The organism is Vreelandella jeotgali Hwa (assembly GCF_000334215.1).
Taxonomy (GTDB): domain Bacteria; phylum Pseudomonadota; class Gammaproteobacteria; order Pseudomonadales; family Halomonadaceae; genus Vreelandella; species Vreelandella jeotgali.
Window position 1 is genome coordinate 325,118 of the sequence record NZ_AMQY01000014.1, and the last position, 22,570, is coordinate 347,687.

21 protein-coding genes are annotated in these 22,570 nt (G+C 62.6%); 17 read left to right on the forward strand and 4 right to left on the reverse strand.

Annotated features, from left to right (window positions below; translation table 11 throughout):
* Nucleotides 1–494 precede the first annotated feature (494 nt).
* Both C793_RS0107500 and C793_RS0107505 read left to right on the forward strand, forming a co-directional pair.
* Nucleotides 495–1,736 carry an NAD(P)/FAD-dependent oxidoreductase gene (locus C793_RS0107500; protein ID WP_017430320.1) on the forward strand — a complete coding sequence of 414 codons (1,242 nt, stop codon included), beginning with the start codon at nucleotides 495–497 and terminating at the stop codon, nucleotides 1,734–1,736.
* 181 nt (nucleotides 1,737–1,917) lie between these two features.
* The gene (locus C793_RS0107505) at nucleotides 1,918–2,127 is read left to right on the forward strand and encodes a putative motility protein (protein ID WP_017430321.1); all 210 of its coding nucleotides are present in this window, start codon (nucleotides 1,918–1,920) and stop codon (nucleotides 2,125–2,127) included.
* 16 nt (nucleotides 2,128–2,143) lie between these two features.
* On the opposite strand, the gene C793_RS14780 is transcribed toward C793_RS0107505, so the two are convergent.
* Complete coding sequence (locus tag C793_RS14780) at nucleotides 2,144–2,272, reverse strand: hypothetical protein (RefSeq protein WP_017430322.1); 129 nt, start codon at nucleotides 2,270–2,272, stop codon at nucleotides 2,144–2,146.
* Between the two features lie 123 nt (nucleotides 2,273–2,395).
* On the opposite strand from C793_RS14780, the gene C793_RS0107515 reads away from it, so the two are divergent.
* Both C793_RS0107515 and C793_RS0107520 read left to right on the forward strand, forming a co-directional pair.
* Nucleotides 2,396–3,988 (forward strand): peptide chain release factor 3, encoded by a 1,593-nt coding sequence (locus C793_RS0107515; RefSeq protein ID WP_026106172.1) that lies wholly within the window; start codon nucleotides 2,396–2,398, stop codon nucleotides 3,986–3,988.
* A gap of 176 nt (nucleotides 3,989–4,164) precedes the next feature.
* Entirely contained in the window at nucleotides 4,165–4,938 is a 774-nt protein-coding gene (locus tag C793_RS0107520) for a TatD family hydrolase (protein ID WP_017430324.1), read from the forward strand.
* Here C793_RS0107520 and ygfZ read toward each other — a convergent pair.
* A complete protein-coding gene (gene ygfZ, locus C793_RS0107525) occupies nucleotides 4,935–5,915 on the reverse strand; it encodes a CAF17-like 4Fe-4S cluster assembly/insertion protein YgfZ (protein ID WP_017430325.1) in 981 nt (326 codons plus the stop codon). The genes C793_RS0107520 and ygfZ overlap by 4 nt on opposite strands.
* Nucleotides 5,916–6,172: 257 nt before the next feature.
* Here ygfZ and C793_RS0107530 point away from each other — a divergent pair, with 257 nt between their 5' ends.
* The 8 genes from C793_RS0107530 to C793_RS0107560 all read left to right on the forward strand — a co-directional run bounded on the left by C793_RS0107530 (nucleotide 6,173) and on the right by C793_RS0107560 (nucleotide 15,590).
* On the forward strand, nucleotides 6,173–6,370 hold the full coding sequence (locus C793_RS0107530) for a hypothetical protein (protein ID WP_017430326.1): 198 nt from the start codon (nucleotides 6,173–6,175) through the stop codon (nucleotides 6,368–6,370).
* 94 nt (nucleotides 6,371–6,464) lie between these two features.
* A complete protein-coding gene (uvrB, locus tag C793_RS0107535; RefSeq protein ID WP_017430327.1) occupies nucleotides 6,465–8,489 on the forward strand; it encodes an excinuclease ABC subunit UvrB in 2,025 nt (674 codons plus the stop codon).
* Nucleotides 8,490–8,491: 2 nt separating this feature from the next.
* Nucleotides 8,492–9,334: an endonuclease VIII gene (gene nei / locus C793_RS0107540; protein ID WP_017430328.1), complete on the forward strand. Its 843-nt coding sequence runs from the start codon at nucleotides 8,492–8,494 to the stop codon at nucleotides 9,332–9,334.
* 225 nt (nucleotides 9,335–9,559) lie between these two features.
* Nucleotides 9,560–11,068, forward strand: a complete 1,509-nt coding sequence (locus tag C793_RS0107545; RefSeq protein WP_017430329.1) for a fumarate hydratase — start codon at nucleotides 9,560–9,562, stop codon at nucleotides 11,066–11,068.
* A 542-nt stretch (nucleotides 11,069–11,610) separates the two neighbouring features.
* On the forward strand, nucleotides 11,611–12,318 hold the full coding sequence (locus C793_RS14720; RefSeq protein WP_281103813.1) for a reverse transcriptase domain-containing protein: 708 nt from the start codon (nucleotides 11,611–11,613) through the stop codon (nucleotides 12,316–12,318).
* The gene (locus C793_RS14785; protein WP_017430330.1) at nucleotides 12,258–12,998 is read left to right on the forward strand and encodes a group II intron maturase-specific domain-containing protein; all 741 of its coding nucleotides are present in this window, start codon (nucleotides 12,258–12,260) and stop codon (nucleotides 12,996–12,998) included. Before C793_RS14720 ends, C793_RS14785 begins: the two co-directional genes overlap by 61 nt.
* Before the next feature lie 107 nt (nucleotides 12,999–13,105).
* Nucleotides 13,106–14,524 carry a cardiolipin synthase gene (gene cls / locus C793_RS0107555; protein WP_017430331.1) on the forward strand — a complete coding sequence of 473 codons (1,419 nt, stop codon included), beginning with the start codon at nucleotides 13,106–13,108 and terminating at the stop codon, nucleotides 14,522–14,524.
* A gap of 148 nt (nucleotides 14,525–14,672) precedes the next feature.
* A complete protein-coding gene (locus C793_RS0107560; RefSeq protein WP_017430332.1) occupies nucleotides 14,673–15,590 on the forward strand; it encodes a LysR substrate-binding domain-containing protein in 918 nt (305 codons plus the stop codon).
* Nucleotides 15,591–15,623: 33 nt separating this feature from the next.
* Here C793_RS0107560 and C793_RS0107565 read toward each other — a convergent pair whose 3' ends face one another.
* On the reverse strand, nucleotides 15,624–16,718 hold the full coding sequence (locus tag C793_RS0107565) for a bifunctional nicotinamide-nucleotide adenylyltransferase/Nudix hydroxylase (RefSeq protein ID WP_017430333.1): 1,095 nt from the start codon (nucleotides 16,716–16,718) through the stop codon (nucleotides 15,624–15,626).
* A 337-nt stretch (nucleotides 16,719–17,055) separates the two neighbouring features.
* Here C793_RS0107565 and C793_RS0107570 point away from each other — a divergent pair, with 337 nt between their 5' ends.
* Both C793_RS0107570 and C793_RS0107575 read left to right on the forward strand, forming a co-directional pair.
* Nucleotides 17,056–17,958 (forward strand): YihY/virulence factor BrkB family protein, encoded by a 903-nt coding sequence (locus C793_RS0107570; RefSeq protein ID WP_017430334.1) that lies wholly within the window; start codon nucleotides 17,056–17,058, stop codon nucleotides 17,956–17,958.
* Nucleotides 17,959–18,031: 73 nt separating this feature from the next.
* Nucleotides 18,032–18,301, forward strand: a complete 270-nt coding sequence (locus C793_RS0107575) for an acylphosphatase (RefSeq protein WP_017430335.1) — start codon at nucleotides 18,032–18,034, stop codon at nucleotides 18,299–18,301.
* On the opposite strand, the gene C793_RS0107580 is transcribed toward C793_RS0107575, so the two are convergent.
* Nucleotides 18,288–19,238 (reverse strand): D-2-hydroxyacid dehydrogenase, encoded by a 951-nt coding sequence (locus C793_RS0107580; RefSeq protein ID WP_017430336.1) that lies wholly within the window; start codon nucleotides 19,236–19,238, stop codon nucleotides 18,288–18,290. The two genes, C793_RS0107575 and C793_RS0107580, sit on opposite strands and share 14 nt — an antisense overlap.
* Nucleotides 19,239–19,451: 213 nt before the next feature.
* Here C793_RS0107580 and aspS point away from each other — a divergent pair, with 213 nt between their 5' ends.
* The 3 genes from aspS to ruvA all read left to right on the forward strand — a co-directional run bounded on the left by aspS (nucleotide 19,452) and on the right by ruvA (nucleotide 22,539).
* Nucleotides 19,452–21,236 carry an aspartate--tRNA ligase gene (aspS, locus tag C793_RS0107585; protein ID WP_017430337.1) on the forward strand — a complete coding sequence of 595 codons (1,785 nt, stop codon included), beginning with the start codon at nucleotides 19,452–19,454 and terminating at the stop codon, nucleotides 21,234–21,236.
* Between the two features lie 93 nt (nucleotides 21,237–21,329).
* On the forward strand, nucleotides 21,330–21,878 hold the full coding sequence (gene ruvC, locus C793_RS0107590; protein WP_017430338.1) for a crossover junction endodeoxyribonuclease RuvC: 549 nt from the start codon (nucleotides 21,330–21,332) through the stop codon (nucleotides 21,876–21,878).
* Between the two features lie 61 nt (nucleotides 21,879–21,939).
* On the forward strand, nucleotides 21,940–22,539 hold the full coding sequence (gene ruvA, locus C793_RS0107595) for a Holliday junction branch migration protein RuvA (protein ID WP_017430339.1): 600 nt from the start codon (nucleotides 21,940–21,942) through the stop codon (nucleotides 22,537–22,539).
* Nucleotides 22,540–22,570: the final 31 nt, after the last annotated feature.

The following is a 22,570-nucleotide window of genomic DNA, read 5'->3' on the forward strand; positions in this document are numbered from 1 at the left end:
CTATCCCCCTTCATACTTACCCCCTTTCTGAAGCGCTGATTTTTCGGATTCTGTTTCTTCAGATTCTGTTTTTTAAGTCCTGTTTTTAAGTTCTGTTACAAGTTCTGGTTCTTCACGAACCCGTATTAACCCGTTTTTTGAATAGCCTATCCACTAGCCACCTCTCTCCGACGATTTGTCCTTTCGGGTGATGCTGTGGTTCCGACTCGGTGGTAGCGGCGAGCCAGCTTTACCCTCGACCCGAAGCACGGGTATATCGCTCGGAGGTCATTACACGCGACGCTAAAGATAGTGATATCAACTGCATTTTCGTATTTGGCGATATATTGGTTTACATTAAGCCTATAAAACAAATTTCGCCACTATACAAAAGCGCATTTTTTAGTGATATTTTTGCAGTATGTGAGTCGTCATTTCGGCGGCGGAAAACCTGAACAATATGACCGGCGGTGCATCCGATGCCGCGGTCAAATGCCTTTGACAAGGAGCAACACATGGCGCGTCGAACGCTGGTGCTGGGGGCAGGAATGGTCGGTGTCAGTATTGCCTGGCATCTGGCCCAACGCGGACGTGAGGTGGTACTGGTCGATCGTCGTGAGCCGGGGCGTGAAACCTCCTTCGGCAACGCCGGTATCATCCAGCGTGAAGCCGTCCGCCCCTATGCCTTCCCGCGGGATTTGAAAACCCTGCTGGGCGTTCTGCCCAACCATCGCGTGGATATTCGCTATCGGCCGTTCGGTATGCTGCACGCCGCCACGCCGCTGCTGCGGTACTGGCTGAATTCCGCGCCGAAAAACTACCGCCATATCGTTCCCGAGTATGCTTCGCTGATTCGCTGCTGCCTGGAAACCCACGATCAGATGATCCAGGCAGCGGGTGCCGGCGACCTTGTACGCAAGGACGGTTTCCTCGAGCTGTTTCGCAGCCAGGGCTATTTTGACAAACGGGTCAAGGAAGCCGAAGAGGGCCGTGAACGCTTTGAGGTGCGCTTCAAGGCGCTCGACCGTGAGGCCGTCGCCGCTCTGGAGCCCGATATCGGCGAGGATGTCATCGGCGCGATACACTGGCTCGACCCCTGGACCGTGGCCGACCCGGGCGATCTGGTGGCCGCTTATGCCCGGGCGTTCGAAGCGGAAGGCGGGCAGTGTCTGCAGGATGATGTGACCGGCATGACGCAGACGGATGACGGCTGGCAGGTCACCACCACCACGCAAACCCTCGAGGCCGACGACGTCGTGGTGGCGCTGGGGCCCTGGGCCGGGCGCTGGCTCAAGCCGCTGGGGTATCATTTTCCCACCTTCGTCAAGCGTGGCTATCACATGCACTACGCCGGGGAAGGCGACGCACGGCTCAACCACTGGGTCATGGATTCGGAGGTTGGCTATTTGCTGGCACCCATGAATGCCGGCGTGCGCCTGACAACCGGCGCCGAGCTCGATGATCTCGATGCGCCGCCGCACCTGGACCAGCTGGCCTCGGCGGAAAAGGTGGCGCGTACGCTGTTCCCGCTGGGCGAGCGTCGCGATGCGGAAACCTGGAAGGGCGCGCGTCCGTGCCTGCCGGACATGAAGCCGATTATCGGCCCGGCGCCGCGTCACAAGGGGCTTTGGCTGGCGTTTGGGCATGGCCACCAGGGCTTTACCCTGGGCCCGGCAACGGGAAAACTGCTGGCCGGCATGATGGAAAACGAGCAGACGGCGATCGATATGGCGCCCTTCAGGGCCGATCGTTTTTGAACGGCGCGCGACACCCGGCGATGCCCCGGCGGCAAGACGATCGGGGCAAGCCAGGCGATCAGGGTAATCATGATAAGGTAAATAGTATCCGGCCGACTTTGCGCTTTGTGGCCCGCTTTGCTACTGTTGCCATAACCCGTACCTACAAACCTTACCGATTGCCCTATACAAGGAGTCTGTTATGGATGCTTCCGTAAGCAACATGGTAAGCCAGTCACTGTATCTGAATCAGGCGCAGACCGCTCAGCAGGCTCAGATGCAGATTCTCAGGGAATCGCTGGATACCCAGCAGCAGCAGGTGACCCAGCTGATGGAATCGGCCTCTACCGGCGGCCAGATGGACCTCGCCACCGAAGGCAGCAAGGGCACCCAGGTCAATACCTACGCCTGAATGATCCGGGCCTGAATCAGGCTTGAACAAAGAGCAGATCCCGCAGCAGCGCCGGCTTTTCCGCCGGCGCTGCTGCTTGTGCCAAGTATTCATACTGTGCCGGTTTCATGATCGGCGATGTGGCGCCACAGGCTGCATCGGCCATCCCGCCTATCCCTGCCAGGCCCCTCGCAGGTATAATCGCGCCAATGCTATCTCCTGCCCGGCTAAGCCGCCGCTGATTCGTCACGGCGAACACAGCCCCGAGTCCGACAATCTGCGAGGCACGATGAGTCAAGCCCAACAAGTCGCGCAAGAAGCCGAAATGCGCCGCACCTTCGCGATCATCTCCCACCCCGACGCGGGTAAAACCACCATTACCGAAAAAATGCTGCTGTTCGGCAACGCCATCCAGATGGCGGGGTCGGTCAAAAGCAAGCGCAACGACCGCAGCGCCACTTCCGACTGGATGAAGATGGAACAGGAGCGCGGCATCTCGGTGACCACCTCGGTGATGCAGTTTCCCTACGGCGGACGCGTGGTTAACCTCCTGGATACGCCGGGCCACGAAGACTTCTCCGAAGATACCTACCGCACCCTTACTGCGGTGGATTCGGCGCTGATGGTCATCGACGGTGCCAAGGGCGTGGAGGACCGTACCATCAAATTGATGGACGTCTGCCGGCTGCGCACCACGCCGATTCTCACCTTCATCAACAAGATGGACCGCGATACCCGCGATCCCGTCGAAGTGATGGACGAGGTGGAAAACGTGCTCAATATCCAGTGCGCGCCGATGACCTGGCCCATCGGTATGGGCCGCCACTTCAAGGGCGTTTACCACCTGTATAACGACGTGCTGCACCTGTATACCCAGGGGCAGGGCCATCGCATCCCCGCGGATGACCGCATCGAGGGGCTCGACAACCCCGAGGTGGAGGAGTTGCTGGGCGAGGAGCAGGCCGAAGAGCTGCGCATGGAAGTCGAGCTGGTGCGCGGTGCCTCCCACGAGTTCGATCTGGACGCCTACCGTCGCGGTGAGCTGACGCCGGTTTACTTCGGTACCGCCATGGGCAACTTCGGCGTGCGCGAAATGCTCGACGGTTTTGTCGAGTACGCCCCGGCGCCGCAGCCCAGGGATACCGACGTGCGCGAGGTGACTGCCGATGACGGGCGTTTTACCGGCTTCGTGTTCAAGATCCAGGCCAACATGGATCCCAGGCACCGCGACCGTATCGCCTTTCTGCGGGTGTGCTCGGGCAAGTACGAGAAAAACATGAAAATGCGCCATGTGCGTATCGGCAAGGACGTCAAGATCGCCGATGCGCTGACGTTCATGGCCTCGGACCGCGCCCAGGTCGAGGAGGCCTGGCCGGGGGATATTATCGGCCTGCACAACCACGGCACCATCCAGATCGGTGATACCTTCACCCAAGGCGAGGATATGCGCTTTACCGGCATTCCCCACTTTGCGCCGGAGCTTTTCAAGCGCGTCCGCCTGAAAGACCCGCTGAAAATGAAGGCGCTGCAAAAGGGGCTGAAGCAGCTATCGGAAGAGGGCGCGACCCAGGTATTCATGCCGTTGGACAACAACGACCTGATTCTCGGCGCGGTGGGCACTCTTCAGTTTGACGTGGTTGCCCACCGCCTCAAGGAAGAATACAAGGTCGACTGTATCTACGAGGCCGTGAACGTCCATACGGCGCGCTGGGTGTACTGCGACGATGCCAAAAAGCTCGATGAGCTCAAGCGCAAGGCCAGCACCAATCTGGCCGTCGACGGCGGCGGCTGTTTGACCTATATCGCCCCCACGCGCGTCAACCTGCAGATGACCGAGGAGCGCTGGCCCGACGTCAACTTCCGCCCGACTCGAGAGCACTAGACTGTTGCAGCGGTCGTCTATCAGGGTTTCAAGGCCAGGCGGCGCCGGGGACAGCTCGCCGCGAAGGTTCGATGCCATGGATGGCATCGGGTAGCGTCCAGGGAGGGATTCATAGCGCCTTCGCGGTGAGTTCTGTGCCCGGTAAAAGCCGCCTGCAATGGAAGAAGGGAGCCTCCATGCTGATCGACACCCACTGCCATCTGGACGCTGCCGACTTCGACGCCGACCGCGAGGCGGTGTTTGACCGCGCCCGAGCCGAGGCAGTCAGCCACTTTGTGGTGCCGGGCACGACTCGAGCCGCCTGGCCCGGCGTGCTGGCGCTGGGCGAGCGGGCGGATGTCAGCGTGTGTCTCGGGCTGCATCCGTACTTCATGGACGCTCACCGGCTGAAAGATGACGCCGACATCAAGGCGCTGGAGGTGGCGCTCGACGAGCATAGGGGCGTGGCAGCGGTGGGTGAGTGCGGCATCGACGCCCGTTTTGAACAAACGCTTGCGGCCCAGTGGCGGCTGTTTGACGCCCAGCTGCGCCTGGCCAAACGGCGAGAGCTACCCGTGGTGATTCACTGCGTTCATGCCAACGACGAGGTGGCCAAGCGCCTGCGGCAGCTGGCGCTACCCCGGGGCGGGCTGATTCACGCCTTTGCCGGCTCACCTGAGCAGGCGCAGCGGTTTCTGAAGCTGGGCTATACCCTGGGGCTGGGCGGGGCGCTTACCTACCCGCGCGCGAAAAAACTTCACCGCGTAGTCAAAAGCCTGCCGGCGGACGGCTTTGTACTGGAAACCGACAGCCCCGATATGCCGCTGTGTGCTTTTCAAGGCCAACGCAACGAGCCCGCCAACGTTGCCAAAGTGTGTCAGCACGTCGCCGAGCGGCGCGGTGAAAGCGCGGCCACGGTGGCCGCGCAGTCTACCGCCAACGCTCGGGCGCTGTTCGGTCCCGGCGGCTAGTCGCTGGCGTCTGCGAGAGCCTCCGGGTCCAGACGCTCGATGGCGTAGGGCAGGTCGGTGAGCGTAAGCGTCGCGCCGTCAAGCGCAAGCGCCGGCTCCTTTTCCAGCGGCCGAGTATTGAGCACTGCAAGTACCGCGATTTGGCCATTTTTCGCCGGGGCGCTGGCGACTACCTCGCCGATATTCTTGCCGTCATCGTCGACGTCGCGGATAGCGATGACGCCGGCGCCGTTGGCCGGGGCTACGTCGGTTTGCAGGTAGCCCAGCTGCAGGCGCTTTTTCACCTGGCCGCGAAAGTGCGCGCGAGCGACGACTTCCTGACCGGTGTAGCAGCCTTTCTTGAAGCTGATACCGCCCAGCGCCTCCCAGTTGAGCATTTGCGGCAGGTAGCTGTCCTGCTGGTCGGCATCCAGCCACGCCAGCCCCCGGCGCACGTCGGCCAGCTGCCAGCGCGCGGCGTCGCCTTCCCAAGTGAGGTTTTCCGCCTCGGCGGCGGAGAGCATGAAGAGCCAGCGCCAGCTGTCGTTGTCGCCCGCCGCGCTTTCCTGCGGATAGCAGACGGCAAGCGCCTGAGCGTCAGCGGCGTTGCTCTGCTGCCAGGCCGTCTGCGGCAGCGAGAGACCCAGCTGTTCGGCCAGTTCCGGCGCGTCCGCCTGGCTGGCGCCCAGCAGCACGGCGTCGGCGGCGGCCAGCTCGACCTTGTAAAACGGTGCGAACTTTTTCAGGTGGGCCATCAGTGGCTCCACCAGCGAGGCGTGCATGACCAGGCGGTAGTGGCCCTCGGCCATGCGGATAAGCTGGCCGTTGGCCAGCATCCGCCCCTTGGGCGTGCAAAAGCAGGTCAGCGGGGCAAGATTGCCGTCGGCCAGATTGACCTGGGCACTGGTTTGCCCCTGCAAAAAGCCGGCGGCGTCATCGCCGGATATATCCAGCGCGGCCAGGTGAGGCAGCACAGCGGTATGGGAATAGGAAGGCATGGCTATCCTCGTGTTCAACGCTTGAAAATTGCCCCCGAGCCTACCATGTATGGACGTAAGTCTTAACGGCCGGCGTGCAGCGTGGTACCCGTCCGTCTTTTTGTATCATTTCTGTACAGTATTCTGTATAGTTTACATTAACACCCTCCCGGCCCGGGACAGCTCTTCAATAAAGCTTTTCAAAAAAGCTCTTCGAAAAGGCTCATGAAAAAGCTTTTGTAACAAACAGTTTTAACAATTTTTCGGGAGAAGCTCCGATGGCGCATCAGGCACTGACATTCGAGGGCGTCACCAACGCCGATCAGGTCAACCGGATTACCACCGCGCTGATGATGCTCGACGGCGTGGACAATGCCGAAGTGGGGCGCTACGGCGCCGATATCGACGGGCAGGCCCGGCGCGACGCGCTGATCCGCGCGGTCGAGGCGCTGAACTTGGGTATCAAGGTATCCTGACCGCTGTAATGCCGGCGTGCATGATTTCACGGTCAAAATCGCTGAGCCAGCTGGGTTTATAAGTTCAATGAGATGAGTTCAATGAGAAAGCCGAATGAGTAAACCGTTTCGCCTGGAGTCCAAATTTTCCCCCGCCGGGGATCAACCCGAGGCAATCAAGGGCCTGGTCAACGGTCTGGACTCGGGGCTGGCGCACCAGACCCTGCTCGGTGTCACCGGCTCGGGCAAGACCTTCACCATGGCCAACATCGTCGAGACGCTGCAGCGCCCGACCATCGTGATGGCGCCCAACAAGACGCTGGCGGCACAGCTGTACGGCGAGTTCAAGGCGTTTTTCCCCGATAACGCCATCGAGTACTTCGTTTCCTACTACGATTACTACCAGCCCGAGGCCTATGTGCCGTCTTCGGATACCTTCATCGAGAAGGATGCTTCGATCAACGACCACATCGAGCAGATGCGCCTGTCTGCGACCAAGGCGCTGCTGGAGCGCCGCGACGCGCTGATCGTGGTTTCGGTGTCGGCGATCTACGGCCTGGGCGATCCCGATCAGTACCTGAAAATGCGCCTGCATTTTACTCGGGGAGAAGAGATCGACCAGCGCGCCTTCCTGCGCCGCCTGGCCGAGCTGCAGTACACCCGCAACGACGTCGATTTTACCCGCGGCACCTACCGCGTACGCGGCGACGTCATCGACATTTTCCCCGCCGATGCCGAAGACGAAGCGGTGCGGGTCGAGCTTTTCGACGACGAAATCGACAGCATCCGTCTGTTTGACCCCTTGACCGGCGACGTGCGCGGCCAGGTGCCGCGCATGACGATTTATCCCAAGTCGCACTACGTCACCCCGCGGGAGACGATCCTCGAAGCCATCGAGTCGATCAAGACGGAGCTGGCCGAACGCCTGAAGAACCTGCGTCAGGATAACCGCCTGATAGAGGCCCAGCGTCTCGAACAGCGCACCCTCTACGACATCGAAATGATGCTGGAGCTGGGCTACTGCAACGGCATCGAGAACTACTCGCGCTATCTATCCGGGCGTAATCCCGGCGAGGCGCCGCCGACGTTTTTTGACTACCTGCCCGACGATGCGCTGGTGTTTATCGACGAGTCCCACGTCAGCGTTCCCCAGGTGGGCGGCATGTACAAGGGCGACCGCTCGCGCAAGGAAACCCTGGTCGAATACGGTTTTCGCCTGCCCTCGGCGCTGGATAACCGGCCGATGAAGTTCGAGGAATGGGAGTCCGTCTGCCCCCAGACGGTATTTGTCTCGGCCACGCCCGGCCCCTACGAGGCCGAACATGCCGGGCAGGTAGTCGATCAGGTCGTGCGTCCCACCGGGCTTCTCGACCCGGAAATCGAGGTGCGCGCCGCCACCACCCAGGTCGACGATCTGCTCTCGGAAATCCGCCGGCGTACCGCGGTGAGCGAGCGGGTGCTGGTGACGGTGATGACCAAGCGCATGGCCGAGGATCTGACCGAATATCTCGACGAGCACGATATACGCGTGCGCTATCTGCATTCCGACATCGACACCGTGGAGCGGGTGGAAATCATCCGCGACCTGCGGCTGGGCAAGTTCGATGTGCTGGTGGGCATCAACCTGCTGCGCGAGGGGCTGGACATTCCCGAAGTGTCGCTGGTGGCCATACTCGACGCCGACAAGGAAGGCTTTTTGCGCAACGAGCGCTCGCTGATCCAGACCGTGGGCCGGGCCGCGCGTAACGCCCAGGGCAAGGCGATTCTCTATGGCGATCGAGTCACCAACTCCATGCAGCGCACCATGGATGAAACCGAGCGCCGCCGCAGCAGACAGATGGCGCACAACGAGGCCCACGGCATTACGCCCACCACCATATCGCGTTCGGTGGCCGATATTCTCGAAGCCGGCGAAGCGCCGGGGGGCAAAAAAGCCAATCGCCGCGGCAGCGAGCGCAAGGTCGCGGAGCCCGATTCGGTTTACGACCCTGCGGGCATGAGCCCCGGCGAGATCACCAAAGCCATCGGCAAGGTGGAAGACGCCATGTTCGAAGCGGCGCACAATCTGGAGTTTGAAAAGGCCGGCGAGCTGCGCGACCGACTCCATACGCTCAGGGAAAAACAACTGGAGATCGGCTGATCATGCCCGAAGGTCCGGAAATCCGCCGCGCGGCGGACCGTGTGGAAAAGCAGCTGACAGGGCAGCCGCTGGATGACGCCTGGTTCGCGTTTGATGAGCTCAAGCCCCATGCCCAATCGCTGATTGGCCACCGCGTTGAGCGGGTAGACACCCGTGGCAAGGCCATGCTCACCCGCTTTGACGACGGCCGAGTGCTGTATTCGCACAATCAGCTTTACGGCGTATGGAAGCTGCACCCGGCGGGGGCGCCGCCCGATACTCGACGCTCGCTGCGGGTGCGGCTGGAAGCCGGCGACCGGGCGGCGAGCCTTTACAGCGCGTCGGATGTGAGCCTCTGGGATGAGGCCAGCCTCCACGAGCATCCGTTTCTCGCGCGCCTGGGACCGGACCTGCTGAGCGAAGACGTCAGCGCCGGGAATGTGGCCGCTCGCCTCGAGGACTCGCGCTTTGCCCGCCGAGGGCTGGGCGGGCTGCTGCTCGACCAGAGTCTGGTGGCGGGGCTGGGCAACTACCTGCGCAGCGAAATCCTGTTCTTCGCCCGCTTGCACTATAAAACTCGACCGCAGGATCTGAACGACACCGAACTCGAGCGGCTGGCGCACTACATTGTCGCGCTGACCTGGCAAACCTATCGCCAGGCCGGCGTAACCAACGCGCCCGAGTGGGTAAAAAAGGCCAAGGCCCGGGGAGAAAAGCGCCGTCAGTATCGCTTTGCCGCCTTTGAGCGCGAAGGGCTGGAGTGCCACCGCTGTGCTGCGCCCATCGAGCGGGTCATGGCCGGTTCCCGGCGACTGTATTTCTGCCCCTGTTGTCAGCCGCCGGCACGTCCTCGTCGGGCGGCGTAGCGGGTAGAACACTGCCATAAATTTATACCGTTATCTTAAGTTTCTTGAAAACCTCAACGCTATCCTCCCCTTGAATGACAAAAATCCAGGTTTGGTACCAAAGCATAAGCCGGTGCCGAGGCTGTCAGCTGCGGGGCATCCCGGCGGTGCGTTATGATAGGGCGCTGCTGACGCGCAATGTCCGACGTCAGCGTATAACGACGCCAATTCAGGAGCTGCTTCTCCATGACCGTGATTGCCCGGGACGACGTAATTGAAAGCGTTGCCGACGCCCTGCAGTATATTTCCTACTATCATCCCAAAGACTTCATCGACGCCATGGCCGAAGCGTACGAGCGCGAGGAGAATCCGGCGGCCAAAGATGCCATCGCCCAGATTCTGATCAACTCGCGGATGTGCGCTTTTGGCCATCGGCCGATCTGTCAGGACACCGGCATCGTGACGGTGTTTGTCCACGTAGGCATGAACGTGCGCTTTGAAGCCGGCGACATGAGCCTCGACGATATGGTCAACGAAGGCGTGCGCCGGGCCTACCAGCTGCCGGATAACGTTCTGCGCGCCTCCGTGCTCGCCGATCCGGACGGCAAACGACAGAATACCCGCGACAACACGCCGGCGGTGATCCATCACCAGCTGGTGCCCGGCGATACCGTGGAGATTCACGTCGCGGCCAAGGGCGGCGGCAGCGAGGCCAAATCCAAGTTTGCCATGCTCAACCCTTCCGACAGCGTGACCGACTGGGTCATGGAACAGCTGCCCAAAATGGGCGCCGGCTGGTGCCCCCCGGGCATGCTGGGTATCGGCATTGGCGGTACCGCCGAGAAGGCCATGATTCTGGCCAAGGAATCGCTGCTGGACCCGGTTGATATTCAGGAGCTCCAGCAGCGCGGCGCCCAAAACCGCGGCGAAGAGCTGCGCCTGGAGCTGTTTGATCGGGTCAACAAAAGCGGCATCGGTGCCCAGGGGCTGGGCGGTTTGACCACGGTGCTGGATATCAAGGTCAAGGACTACCCGACGCACGCGGCGAACAAGCCGGTGGCGATTATTCCCAACTGCGCGGCGACGCGCCACGCGCACTTTACTCTGGACGGCTCCGGCCCGGCCGCGCTGCCGGCGCCCAAACTCGAGGACTGGCCGGAGATCACCCGGGAAGCCGGCGATAACGTCAAGCGCGTCAATATCGACGAGATCACGCCGGAAGGCGTCAAGGACTGGCAGCCCGGCGATACGCTGCTGATCAGCGGCAAACTGCTGACCGGCCGTGACGCGGCGCACAAGCGCATGCTCGACATGCTGGCCAACGGCGAGCCGTTGCCGGTGGATTTGAAAGGGCGCTTTATCTACTACGTGGGCCCGGTGAATCCGGTAGGCGAGGAAGTGGTCGGGCCGGCGGGACCCACCACGGCCACGCGCATGGACAAGTTTACCCGCACGCTGTTGGAAGATACCGGCCTGCTGGGCATGGTGGGCAAGGCCGAGCGGGGTGACGCGGCCATTGACGCCATACGCGACAACCAGGCGGTGTATCTCATGGCGGTGGGCGGCTCCGCCTACCTGGTGGCGCAGGCGATCAAGCGCTCCCGCGTGGTGGGCTTTGAAGACCTGGGCATGGAAGCCATCTACGAATTCGAGGTCGAAGACATGCCCGTCACCGTAGCCGTCGACACCCAGGGCACCTCGATTCACCGCACCGGCCCGGCAAAATGGCAGGCAATTATTGCCGAACAGGGGTAGTATACCGGCATTGCCAGGACGCCATGCAGCATGATGCAACATGGCCCGAAAGCCCCGCTCGGCGGGGCTTTTTGCTAGTGCGCCAGGCATGGCGCGTAGCACCATAGGTGCTGTTCCCGAGGGTGGTGCCTCGGGATGACCTGGGGGTGGAAGTCCCCTACGGACCCTGATAGCGGGAACCGTTAGCTGAACAGCAAGGGTGTCCGTCGTGAGGCGGAATCTGAAGGAAGCTGAAGGCAAACTCCTGGCCCGACGAACAGGAATCGCATATGAGGCTACCGCATCTGGGCGAGAGGGCTAGGATCCTCGAAACCCAATAGCTATCCGGAAGGTGCGGCAGTAAATGCGGCGGGTAGGTGGGAGGAAGGTCACGCGTCTTACCCTGGGAGGTCTGGTGGTTTGCCACGGTGCTACTGGCGTCGAGAGGCGACGGGATGGGCCACCAGACGTCAGCAGAGGCCATAGTAAGTGCCGGTTCACCACGGCACCAAGGGCCGAACATGGAGAACCGCGAGTAGGCGATGGCGTCTCGAGGATCGATCATGAAGACAGACCCTGACGCTAATACCGTCACTCATCCAGAGGGGCAGGGGCAGTACCCCGAGTCCCGGCCGGTGAGCGTCGAGACGGTCCCGGCGTCGTCATCGTGGACGAAAGCGGAGCCCGCCCCGCTCATGGAGGCTGTGGTAGAGAAGGCCAATATGGCGCGGGCTTACCGTAGGGTGGTTGCCAACAAGGGAGCGCCGGGTGCCGACGGCATGCCGGTAGATCAGTTGGCCGACCACCTGAAGCAATACTGGCCGACGCTGCGCGAGCGACTGCTGGCCGGTGAGTACCATCCCAGCCCGGTCCGAGCCGTCGAGATTCCCAAGCCCAAGGGCGGGATTCGACAGCTCGGCATTCCCACGGTCAGCGACCGGCTGATCCAGCAGGCGCTGCTGCAGGTGTTGACGCCGCTCTTCGATCCGACGTTCTCGGCGTCGAGCTACGGTTATCGCCCCAGGCGCAGCGCCCGGCAGGCCGTTTCGGCGATGAAGACCCATGTCACCGTCGGCCATCGTTGGGTGGTCGACCTCGACCTGAAAGCCTTCTTCGACCGTGTTAATCACGACCTGCTGATGGCACGGGTCGCGCGCCGTGTCCGCGACAAGCGGGTGCTGCGCCTGATCCGCCGCTATCTGGAGGCCGGGTGTTCCAGAATGGCCTGGCCGCGCCACGCTGGCAGGGTACGCCCCAGGGCGGACCGCTGAGCCCGCTGCTGGCGAATATCCTGCTGGACGACGTGGACAAGGAACTGGAACGTCGCGGCCACCGCTTCTGCCGCTATGCCGATGACATGCAGGTGTATGTCAGGAGTCGGCGTGCCGGTGAGCGTGTTATGGCCAGTCTGAGTGATTTTCTCGAGAGCTCGCTCAGGCTGACGGTCAATCGCGACAAGAGTGCAGTGGACCGGCCGTGGAACCGGGGGTACCTGGGCTATACGCTGACCCGACACAAGCTGCCGAAGCTGACGCTGGCCAAGGCCAGTTTGCAGCGTCTGATGCAACGTGTCCGCGAGATCCTCAAGCGCGGCAGGGGGCGCCACATCCAACGGGTGACCGAGGAGTTGAGCCCGGTTCTGAGGGGCTGGGCCAGCTACTTCAGTCTCGTCGATGTGAAGCGTCCGCTGGAAGTGTTGGATCAATGGGTACGTCGCCGATTACGCAACTTGATATGGCGGCAATGGAAGCGCCCGCGGACCCGGCGCCGCAAGCTCTCGGCACTGGGTCTGAACGACTATCGGGCGTGGAAGTCAGCGGGAAACGGGCGAGGCCCCTGGTGGAATGCCGGTGCGCTGCACCTGCGCCACGCCTTGCCCAACCGCTGGTTCGCTCAGCGTGGGTTAGTCTCGGTATTGGATACGGCAAGAGGGCCCAGTCGTTCTTCGTGAACCGCCGTGGTACGGAACCGTATGCCCGGTGGTGTGAGAGGACGGGGGAGGCAACTCCCCCTCCTACTCGATTATTTCCTGCCGTTACGCCTGTTTGAGGAGCTCGTATGACATTTTCGCTGCTGGGACTGGGCATTGCGCTGAGCTATGTGCTGGGCTTGATATCGATGGTCATGGCGTTGATGTCGAGCCGTACTTCCCAGGGTGCGGTAGCCTGGATTATCTCGCTGCTGACGTTTCCCTACGTGGCGGTGCCGGCCTACTGGCTGTTCGGTCGCCCGCGTTTTTACGGCTACGTTTCGGCGCGAGGGGCGCGGGACAGCGTGCTGCGTCAGGTTCTCTCGCGCTACCGTGGCAACGTTATGCCGCATTTGGCCAAACCCGACAATGCGGATATCCGCGCCGTCGAGCAGCTGGCGATGATGCCGCTGACCCGGGGCAACCGCGCCGACTTGCTGATTGACGGCAAGGCGACGTTCGACAGCCTGTTTGCCGGCCTGGATGCGGCCCGTGAGTATATCCTGGTGCAGTTTTTCATCATCCGCGATGACACCCTGGGGCGGCAGCTGCATCAGCGGCTGATCAGCGCCGCAGAGCGCGGTGTGCGGGTCTATTTTCTTTACGACGGCATCGGCAGCCATGCCCTCAATGAGAAATATCTGCGCGAGCTCACGGCCGCCGGGGTCGCCGTCAGCGCGTTTCGTTCCTCGCGGGGGCTGCGCCATCGTTTTCAGTTGAACTTTCGCAACCACCGCAAGATCACCGTGGTCGATGGTTGTCGTGGCTGGATTGGCGGCCTCAACGTGGGCAACGAATACCTGGGGCAAAGCCGGCGCCACGGGGCATGGCGCGATACGCATCTGGCGCTGGAAGGGCCCAGCGTGCTGGGGCTTCAGGAAGCGTTCTGGGAAGACTGGCACTGGGCCACCGAAGACGTCATCACCCTGGATTGGCAGCCGGTGCCCGCCACTACGGCAGACCAGCCGGTGGTGATTGTGCCCTCCGGCCCGGCGGACGACCAGGATACCGCCAGCCTGGTGGTGCAGAACCTGATCCACAGCGCTGACGAGCGACTATGGCTGACCAGCCCGTACTTTGTGCCCGATCAGGGCGTCCAGGATGCGCTACGCCTGGCGGCCATGCGCGGCGTTGACGTTCGCGTGATGATTCCCGAGCGTCCGGATCATCTTCTGGTGTTTCTGTCGGCGTTTGCCTTTCTGGCCGACATGATTCGTGCCGGTGTTAAAATATACCGTTATCTTCCAGGCTTTTTACATCAAAAAGTTATTCTTATCGACCACAGCGCCGCGAGTGTAGGGACGGTCAATCTGGATAATCGCTCCTTCCGGCTGAATTTTGAAATTACCGCGTTCATCCCCGGCGTTGAATTTGCCACCCAGGTGGGCCGGATGCTGGAGGAGGATTTTACCCGCTGCCGAACGGTCACTCTCGAAGAGCTGCGCCGGCAGCCGCTATGGAAAAAAGTTATCTCCCGGGCGGCGTATTTAACATCGCCCATTCAGTAACTCTCGTGGCAAAATGCCCGCTTTGCAGTTGCCTGATCTGCTACCGGCGCCATCGGCGAAACAAAACCGCCGGGTAGACGGAAACTGAACCATCGCGGATGCGGAACGCCATTCGCCGACAGCCAAAACCCGGCAAAAGGAGACAGGGGTGAACCTGGAAACCAAATGGCTGGAAGATTTTGTCACCCTCGCCAATACGCGCAGCTTCTCCAGCTCCGCGCATCAGCGTCACGTCACCCAGCCGGCCTTCAGCCGGCGCGTCCGCGCGCTGGAACAGGCCATCGGCGTTACCCTGGTCGATCGTTCTACCACGCCGGTGGGGCTCACTGCGGAAGGGCAGCTGTTTCTGGTAACAGCGCGCAACCTGGTCGAGCAGCTCAACGAGTCGCTGGGCCACCTGCGCGGGCTGTCCATTGCCAACGAGGCGCTGGATATCGTGGCCGCTCATTCGCTGGCGCTGAGCTTTTTTCCGCCGTGGATTTCGCGGCTGCAGCAGGGTCTTGGCGAGCTGCCCACGCGGCTGGTGGCGACCAACGTCGGCGATGCCATTCACGTGCTGCGCGAGGGCAAGTGCGACCTGATGCTGGCGTATTACGATCCTTTTGCCACCATGCAGCTGGATCAGAAGGTGTTTCCGTCGTTTTCCATCGGCAAGGTCACCATGCTGCCGGTCAGCGTCCCCGACGAGCACGGCGCGCCGCGCTTTGCCCTGAGCCGCGAGGCGCCGATTCCCTATCTGGCTTACACCCAGGGCGCTTTTCTGGGTCGCAGTGTGCGCATGCTGTTGAAAAACGACCCGCTACGCCTGCGCTTGCGCACCGTGTACGAAACCGCCATGGCTGAGGGGCTCAAAAGCATGGTGCAGCAGGGCGTGGGCGTCGCCTGGATTCCCGATTTCTGTATCCGCGAAGAGCTGAAATCCGGCCGGCTGGTGCGCGCCGGCAGCGAGGTATGGGATATTCCTCTGGAAATTCGTCTGTATCGCTGCTCGCTGGTACACAAGCCCGGGGTGGAAAAACTCTGGCGACAGATGATGGAGCTGCCGCGGGACTTTCTGCAGGCCTGACGCCGGCCATCCGGGGCATTTGCTGCGCGTTGGTCAGGCACCGTTGCCGAAATCAGCGGGCAGGCCGAGAAAGTTCTGGATAATGAAGAAGTGATCTTCAAAAAGGCTGTCCGGCTCCAGGTCGGCCAGCGCCACCCAGCGGGCCTGGTCACCGCCTCTGACCGGCTTGATACGCGGCAGCTGCTGGTCAGGGCGCAGGGCAAAGTAAAAGGCCTCGGCCAGGGTGCGCCCGCGCCAGCTCCGGTGGGGTTCGTCAAACAGATGCTGGCCCCGCAGCGAGCCTCTGAGCACCGGGTCGGGCACCTTGAGCCGGATGCGTTCGCGCAGCTCGCGCAGGCAGGCATCCAGCAGCCGTTCGTGGGGGCTGATAAAACCGCCGGGCAGCGCATAGAGCCCCTTGCCCGGCGCGGCGGTGCGCCGAGCGAGTAGAATATGGCCGGACTGGACGACAACCGCGTTGACGGTGACAAAAATCGGCGGGTAGGGCGCATCGGCCCAGGCCCGGCGGTACTGGTCCAGCAGCCGCTGTTCCTCGATCAGCTGGTGGTAGAACGCGGTGCGGCAAAAATCGTTCAGGCGCTCCACGACGCCCGGCGGCAGGTCATGCTCGGCATTGGTGCTCAGGTAATCCGCGCCGGATGCCGGCGAGTGAAACAGGCGTTCGCGTATCCGGCTGGCCGAAATGCCTTCCACCAGCGGCACGCTGATGGATTCCCACTGGGGGAACAGCGACAGGTAGTAGCTGGACTGGCCCCGCCCGGCACCGATCAGGCCGATACGCGGCAGACGGGCGTTGGCGTTTGCCGCCAGATCACGGACCCGGCTCTGCACATCGCGGACCCAGACGTCGTCGTTATACAGCGCGTCCAGCAGCGGGCTGATTTCCAGCCGTCGGTTGTCGCTGTCGTCGAATCCCGAGCGCAGCATGGCCTGGCGTTCGTCGAAGCGCCAGGGGTTACGCAGCGAGCGTGCCTGCCAGGCGGAACCCACCAGCACAATGACCTGGCGGGCGCGTTTCAGGGCTTCGCGCAGCACCGCCAGGTGGCCCAGATGCGGCGGCTGAAAACGACCGATAAAGACCAGGCAGTCAAAATCAAAGTGTGTGGCAGGCGGGCGCCCACGAGGCATATCGATGTCCTTATTCCTGTCAGTGTTGCGTGCCGTTGATGCGGGGTGCCGTCATTGGCTCGGTGCCGAGGGCTGAAGCGGCAGGTACCGCTGCACCCGGCTCATTATGTCAGCCGGGGCAGGCTCTGTAACCCGCCGCTGCCTGTGAAATAGACCCGTGTCAGGTATGCTGGCTTCGGGTACCATGCCGCTCGAATGGGAGACGCCCGGGGCAGATCCATACGGGCGCTGACGCATGGCGCTGCGGTATCGGGTTGAGCGCCAGCGGTTACCCCCGACTCGACACATTTCACCGACTCAACCCGACCGGGTCACCCCGACAACAGGGAGGCAGATAATGAAGCGGACGATGGTTTTCTGGTTCAGGGTTTTTCAGGATGCGGTCAGCGTCTGGCTGGAACGCAACGCCTTCAGCTACGCCGGCTCGCTGGCCTTTTATACGCTGTTTTCGTTGGCCCCCACGGTGATTATCGCGGTGACCGTGATTGGCGTGGTCATGGGTGAAGAAGCCGCGCAGGGCCAGATTGTGGCGCAGCTGCAGGAAACCCTGGGCCGGGGCGCCGCCCAGGCCATTCAGCAGGCCGTGGCGCAGTCGCGCATTGAAGAGGCGGGTATTCTGCCCACGCTGCTCGGGGTGGGAACGCTGATGATCGGTGCTACCACGGTGTTTGCGCAGATGCAGTTTTCCCTGAACACCATCTGGGGCGTTACGGCCAAACCCTCTACCAATAGCCTCTTTGTTTTCCTGAAAAATCGCCTGCTGTCGCTGACCGTGGTGCTGTCGATCGGCTTTATTCTGCTGGTATCGCTGGCGTTGGGAATTATCGTCGGCAACATGCTGCGCGCCGCCAGTGACCTCTTGCCGTATACCGTGGTGCTGACCCAGGGGGCCGAGTCGCTGGTATCGCTGGCGGTTGTCGTGCTGCTGTTCGCCACGATTTTCAAGGTATTGCCCGACGTGGTGCTGGCGTGGAAGGACGTGCTGATTGGGGCAGTCGTCACGGCAGTACTGTTCACCCTGGGGCGTAGCGTGATTGCGCTGTATCTGGCGTATACGGCTACCGCTTCTACCTACGGCGCCGCGGGGTCGGTGGTGATGATTTTGCTGTGGGTGTACTACTCGTCGCTTATTCTCCTGTTTGGTGCCTCCTTCACCCGCTCGCTGCTGCTGCGCCGCGGGGGCAAGCTGGTGCCGCGCAACAGCGCCGTGCTGGTCAAGCGCGAGCTGGTGCAGGAGTAGGTAGTCAGGAAGAGACAGAATTCCAGCAAGGCGAAGTCCGGGCCGGCGCAGACGTTAACAGGAGTTTGCCATCATGATGTGTTACACAACGACAGTCAGCGGCACCGTGCAGGGGGTGGGCTTTCGTCAGGCGACCCGCCGGCAGGCACGGTGGCTGGGCCTTGTCGGCCACGCCCTGAACCTGGCCGACGGCCGCGTAGAGGTGCGGATGTGCGGCCGCCGCGACGCTCTGGCCGAGCTGGAATCCTGGCTCTGGCAGGGGCCGCCGGCGGCGCAGGTCACCGATGTGTCGCCGGTGGTCGGCGACAGCGAGCCGGCGCCGGACGACTTCACGACTGGCTGACCGACGGCGCCGAGTCGATCAGGTTCTCGGCGGTCAGTGCCACCACCTTTTGCCGCGCCTCCGGGGTAATCCAGGCGTTGTGCGGCGTGACGATGAGGTTGAGCGGTTCCTTCAGCGCATCCAGCAGCGCGTGGCCGTCCCGGGGCGGTTCCAGCGGCAGGGTGTCGACGCCGAGGCCGCCGAGCCGGCCGTCGCGAAGCGCTTCGAGAGCCGCCTGCTCGTCGATGATGCCGCCCCGGGCGCAGTTGATCAGCAACAGCGAGGAGCGGGTTCGCGTCAGGGCGTCGCGACCAATCAGGTGGCGAGTCGCTTCGGTCAGCGGGCAGTGCAGGCTGAGTACGTCGGCGTCGGGCAGCAGCGTATCCAGTGTCGGGCGCTCATCGCCGGCCTCGTTGCCCGGGCGAGCGGCAAAGCTGACGTGCATGCCCAGGGCTCGGGCCAGCTGCGCCACGGCGTTGCCAAGCTCTCCCTGACCGACGATGACCAGATGCTTGCCGTTCAGTTCCAGCGTGGGGTGATCCTGCAGGCAGAAAAAGTCGCTTTGCTGCCACTGGCCGCTTTGCACGTCGTGCTGATAGCGGGGCAGGCGGTTGGCCAGCGAAAGCATCAGCATCAGGGTATGCTGGGAGACGCTGCGGGTGCCGTAGCCGGTGACGTTTTTCACCGTGATGCCCTGAGCCTTGCAGGCTTCCGTCGCGATATTGTTGAGCCCGGTCGCCAGTACGCAGATTCGCTTCAAACGCGGCAGGGCGGCGAGGGCATCGGCATCCAGCACCACCTTGTTGACGATGGCGATATCGGCCTCGGCCAGTCGCTCCCGGGCCTGATGGGCGCTGCTGGCGGGATAAACGGTCAGCTGGTCGACGCGTTCGCGCAGCGGGGTCAAGTCGACGCCCGGCCCGAGGCTGTCGGCATCCAGCATAACGGCATGAGTCATGGTGTTCCTCCGATTGGTGACGTCAGCGGGCATTTTGCCTCGGTGGCCTTGCCCGCCCAGGGTAACAAAAGGGTATAATAGCCGCTTTCAACACCACGCTGAACCGCCTGCCCGGCCCGCCAGCGTGGAAAACGGCACCGTAGTAGTGCCCGTGGACGACACTCCGATTGCCACAAACCTCTTTACTTGCCACGCAACACAACAGGATTTGACATGCGCAGCCATTATTGCGGCCAGCTGAACGAAACATTGGTAGACCAAACGGTGACGGTTTGCGGGTGGGTTCATCGCCGCCGTGATCACGGCGGGGTGATCTTTCTGGATATGCGTGACCGCGACGGCATCGCCCAGTTCGTGGTCGATCCGGATACCGCCGAGGCGTTTGCCAATGCCGACCGTTCGCGCAATGAATACGTGCTGCGCATTACCGGTAGCGTACGTCTGCGGCCGGAAGGCACGCAAAACCCGGATATGCCCACCGGCATGATCGAGGTTTTGAGTCAGGAAGTGGAAATTCTCAACGCCGCCGCCACGCCGCCGTTCCAGCTGGATGATCACGGCAAGGTAGGCGAAGAAGTGCGCCTCAAGCACCGCTACATGGACCTGCGCCGTCCGGACATGATCGACCGGCTGCGTCTGCGCTCGCGGATTTCCCATAGCGTGCGCGCCTTTCTCGAACAGCAGGGCTTTCTCGACATCGAAACCCCGGTGCTGACCCGGGCCACGCCGGAAGGCGCGCGGGACTATCTGGTGCCCAGCCGCACGCATCCGGGCGAATTCTTTGCGCTGCCCCAGTCGCCGCAGCTGTTCAAGCAGCTGCTGATGGTCTCGGGCCTCGATCGCTATTACCAGATTGCCAAGTGCTTCCGCGATGAAGACCTCCGCGCCGACCGCCAGCCCGAGTTTACCCAGATCGATATCGAGGCCTCGTTTATCGAGGAGAGCGATATCATGGGCATTACCGAGTCGATGATTCGCCAGCTGTTTGACGAGGTGCTGAACGTCTCGCTGCCCGAATTTCCGCGCATGACCTGGCATGACGCCATGCGCCGCTTCGGCTCGGACAAGCCCGACCTGCGTATTCCGCTGGAGCTTGTTGACGTTGACGACCTGATGAAGGACGTCAACTTCAAGGTATTCTCCGGCCCCGCCAATGCCGACGACGGCCGCGTGGCGGCGCTCAAGGTGCCGGGCGGCGCCTCGCTGTCGCGCAAGGCCATCGACGAGTACACCGACTTCGTGGGCATCTACGGCGCGAAAGGGCTGGCGTGGATCAAGGTCAACGAGCGCGCCAAGGGCATCGAGGGGCTGCAGTCGCCCATCGTCAAGTTCATGGACGGCATCATTGACGACCTGCTCGACCGCCTGGACGCCCGGGACGGCGACATCATCTTCTTTGGCGCCGACAAGGCCGAGACCGTCAACGAGGCCATCGGCGCGCTGCGCGTACGTCTGGGCGCCGACCTTGAACTATACAACCAGGACTGGGCGCCACTCTGGGTCGTGGACTTCCCCATGTTCGAGACCGACGACAAGGGCCGGCTCAGTCCGCTCCACCATCCGTTTACCGCGCCGGCCTGCACGCCCGACGAGTTCAGGCACGATCCGGCCAACGCGCTGTCCCGCGCGTACGACATGGTGCTCAACGGTACCGAGCTGGGCGGTGGTTCCATCCGTATTCACGACTGGCAGATGCAGAGCACGGTGCTGGAGATCCTCGGCATCGGTGAAGCGGAAGCCCGGGAAAAGTTCGGCTTCCTGCTCGACGCGCTGCAGTACGGCGCGCCGCCCCACGGCGGCCTGGCCTTCGGCCTGGATCGTCTGGTGATGCTGATGACCGGCGCCAACACGATCCGCGAAGTCATTGCTTTCCCCAAAACCCAGAGCGCGGCCTGCCTGATGACCGATGCTCCGGGCGAGGTCACCGCTGAACAGCTCAAGGACCTCAACATCCGCCTGCGGCAAAAGGCCAAAAAGGCCGAAGACAGCAGCGAATAGCCGCGCCGGGCGCGTGACTGACGTAACCGCACCGGCGCCCCTCAGGTGTCGGTGCTTTTGTGTAAACGCCGAAGCGCAGCGGGGAACATGGCCATGTCGCAGCGCCCACCAGCGGCGACGCGGATTCTGGGGGTCGACCCGGGCTCGCGGATTACCGGCTACGGCGTGATCGATGTGGTCAGCGGCAAACCGCGCTACGTGGCCAGCGGCTGTATTCGTACCGGCGACGGCGAGCTGGAGCAGCGCCTGGCGCGCATTTATGCCTGCCTGGCCGATATTGCCGGCGAATACCGCCCCGACCGGGCCGCCATCGAGCGGGTGTTTCTGGCCAAAAACCCCGACTCCGCGCTGAAGCTGGGGCAGGCTCGGGGAGCAGCGCTGGTGAGCCTGGCCAACCAGGGGCTGAACGTGGCCGAATACGCCGCGCGCCAGGTCAAGCAGGCGGTGACCGGTCAGGGCAGCGCGGACAAGGCTCGTATACAGCAGATGGTCGCCGTTTTGCTGCATCTGTCCGCCACGCCCCAGGAAGACGCCGCCGACGCCCTGGGCATTGCGCTGACTCACGCCTACGCCCAAAGCGGCCTGCTGCCCGGCACCGGCGGCCGGCGTGGCCGACGCGGCGGCGGGCGCTGGCGGCTGTGAATAATCCCCGCGCGAGTCCGCTGCCGCGGCGCCGCCGGATAACCACAACAGGAAGGATGCCATGATCGGGCGTTTAAACGGACAGCTACAGGAAAAGCAGCCGCCCTGGCTGCTGCTTGACGTCCAGGGCGTCGGCTATGAGGTAGAAGCCTCGATGACCACACTGGTTGCGCTGCCGGCTGTTGGCGAAACCGCGATGCTGTATACGCACCTGACCGTGCGCGACGATGCCCATCTGCTTTACGGTTTTGTCCGCGAGCGCGAGCGGGCGCTGTTTCGCGCGCTGATCAGGGTCAACGGTGTGGGGCCCAAACTGGCGTTGGCGATACTGTCGGGCATGGACGAAGATGCCTTTATGGGCTGCGTCCACGATGATGACAGTAAAGCCCTGACCCGGCTGCCGGGGGTGGGCAGGAAAACCGCCGAGCGGCTGGTCATCGAAATGCGCGACCGTTTCCCCGAGTGGCAGCATCGCGACGCGCCGCTGCCGCTGGAAAGTGCCACCGGTCCCGTCCGGGATAATACCGCCGAGGCCGAAGCGGCGCTGACCAGCCTGGGCTACAAGCCTGCCGAGGCGACGAAGATGCTGGCCGATCTGGACCCGACCGATACCACGGAGTCGCTGATCAAGGCAGCGTTGACCCGGCGTATGGGCCGCTAGCGTAGGGGAATGCACCATGATTGAGCTGAAC

What these genes read in the sequence shown, in the direction of transcription:
- C793_RS0107500 (WP_017430320.1), top strand. Translation starts at nt 495, where the DNA reads ATGGCGCGTCGAACGCTGGTGCTGGGGGCAGGAATGGTCGGTGTCAGT.
- C793_RS0107505 (WP_017430321.1), top strand. Translation starts at nt 1,918, where the DNA reads ATGGATGCTTCCGTAAGCAACATGGTAAGCCAGTCACTGTATCTGAAT.
- C793_RS14780 (WP_017430322.1), bottom strand. Translation starts at nt 2,272, where the DNA reads ATGGCCGATGCAGCCTGTGGCGCCACATCGCCGATCATGAAACCGGCA.
- C793_RS0107515 (WP_026106172.1), top strand. Translation starts at nt 2,396, where the DNA reads ATGAGTCAAGCCCAACAAGTCGCGCAAGAAGCCGAAATGCGCCGCACC.
- C793_RS0107520 (WP_017430324.1), top strand. Translation starts at nt 4,165, where the DNA reads ATGCTGATCGACACCCACTGCCATCTGGACGCTGCCGACTTCGACGCC.
- ygfZ (WP_017430325.1), bottom strand. Translation starts at nt 5,915, where the DNA reads ATGCCTTCCTATTCCCATACCGCTGTGCTGCCTCACCTGGCCGCGCTG.
- C793_RS0107530 (WP_017430326.1), top strand. Translation starts at nt 6,173, where the DNA reads ATGGCGCATCAGGCACTGACATTCGAGGGCGTCACCAACGCCGATCAG.
- uvrB (WP_017430327.1), top strand. Translation starts at nt 6,465, where the DNA reads ATGAGTAAACCGTTTCGCCTGGAGTCCAAATTTTCCCCCGCCGGGGAT.
- nei (WP_017430328.1), top strand. Translation starts at nt 8,492, where the DNA reads ATGCCCGAAGGTCCGGAAATCCGCCGCGCGGCGGACCGTGTGGAAAAG.
- C793_RS0107545 (WP_017430329.1), top strand. Translation starts at nt 9,560, where the DNA reads ATGACCGTGATTGCCCGGGACGACGTAATTGAAAGCGTTGCCGACGCC.
- C793_RS14720 (WP_281103813.1), top strand. Translation starts at nt 11,611, where the DNA reads ATGAAGACAGACCCTGACGCTAATACCGTCACTCATCCAGAGGGGCAG.
- cls (WP_017430331.1), top strand. Translation starts at nt 13,106, where the DNA reads ATGACATTTTCGCTGCTGGGACTGGGCATTGCGCTGAGCTATGTGCTG.
- C793_RS0107565 (WP_017430333.1), bottom strand. Translation starts at nt 16,718, where the DNA reads ATGCCTCGTGGGCGCCCGCCTGCCACACACTTTGATTTTGACTGCCTG.
- C793_RS0107570 (WP_017430334.1), top strand. Translation starts at nt 17,056, where the DNA reads ATGAAGCGGACGATGGTTTTCTGGTTCAGGGTTTTTCAGGATGCGGTC.
- C793_RS0107575 (WP_017430335.1), top strand. Translation starts at nt 18,032, where the DNA reads ATGATGTGTTACACAACGACAGTCAGCGGCACCGTGCAGGGGGTGGGC.
- C793_RS0107580 (WP_017430336.1), bottom strand. Translation starts at nt 19,238, where the DNA reads ATGACTCATGCCGTTATGCTGGATGCCGACAGCCTCGGGCCGGGCGTC.
- aspS (WP_017430337.1), top strand. Translation starts at nt 19,452, where the DNA reads ATGCGCAGCCATTATTGCGGCCAGCTGAACGAAACATTGGTAGACCAA.
- ruvC (WP_017430338.1), top strand. Translation starts at nt 21,330, where the DNA reads ATGTCGCAGCGCCCACCAGCGGCGACGCGGATTCTGGGGGTCGACCCG.
- ruvA (WP_017430339.1), top strand. Translation starts at nt 21,940, where the DNA reads ATGATCGGGCGTTTAAACGGACAGCTACAGGAAAAGCAGCCGCCCTGG.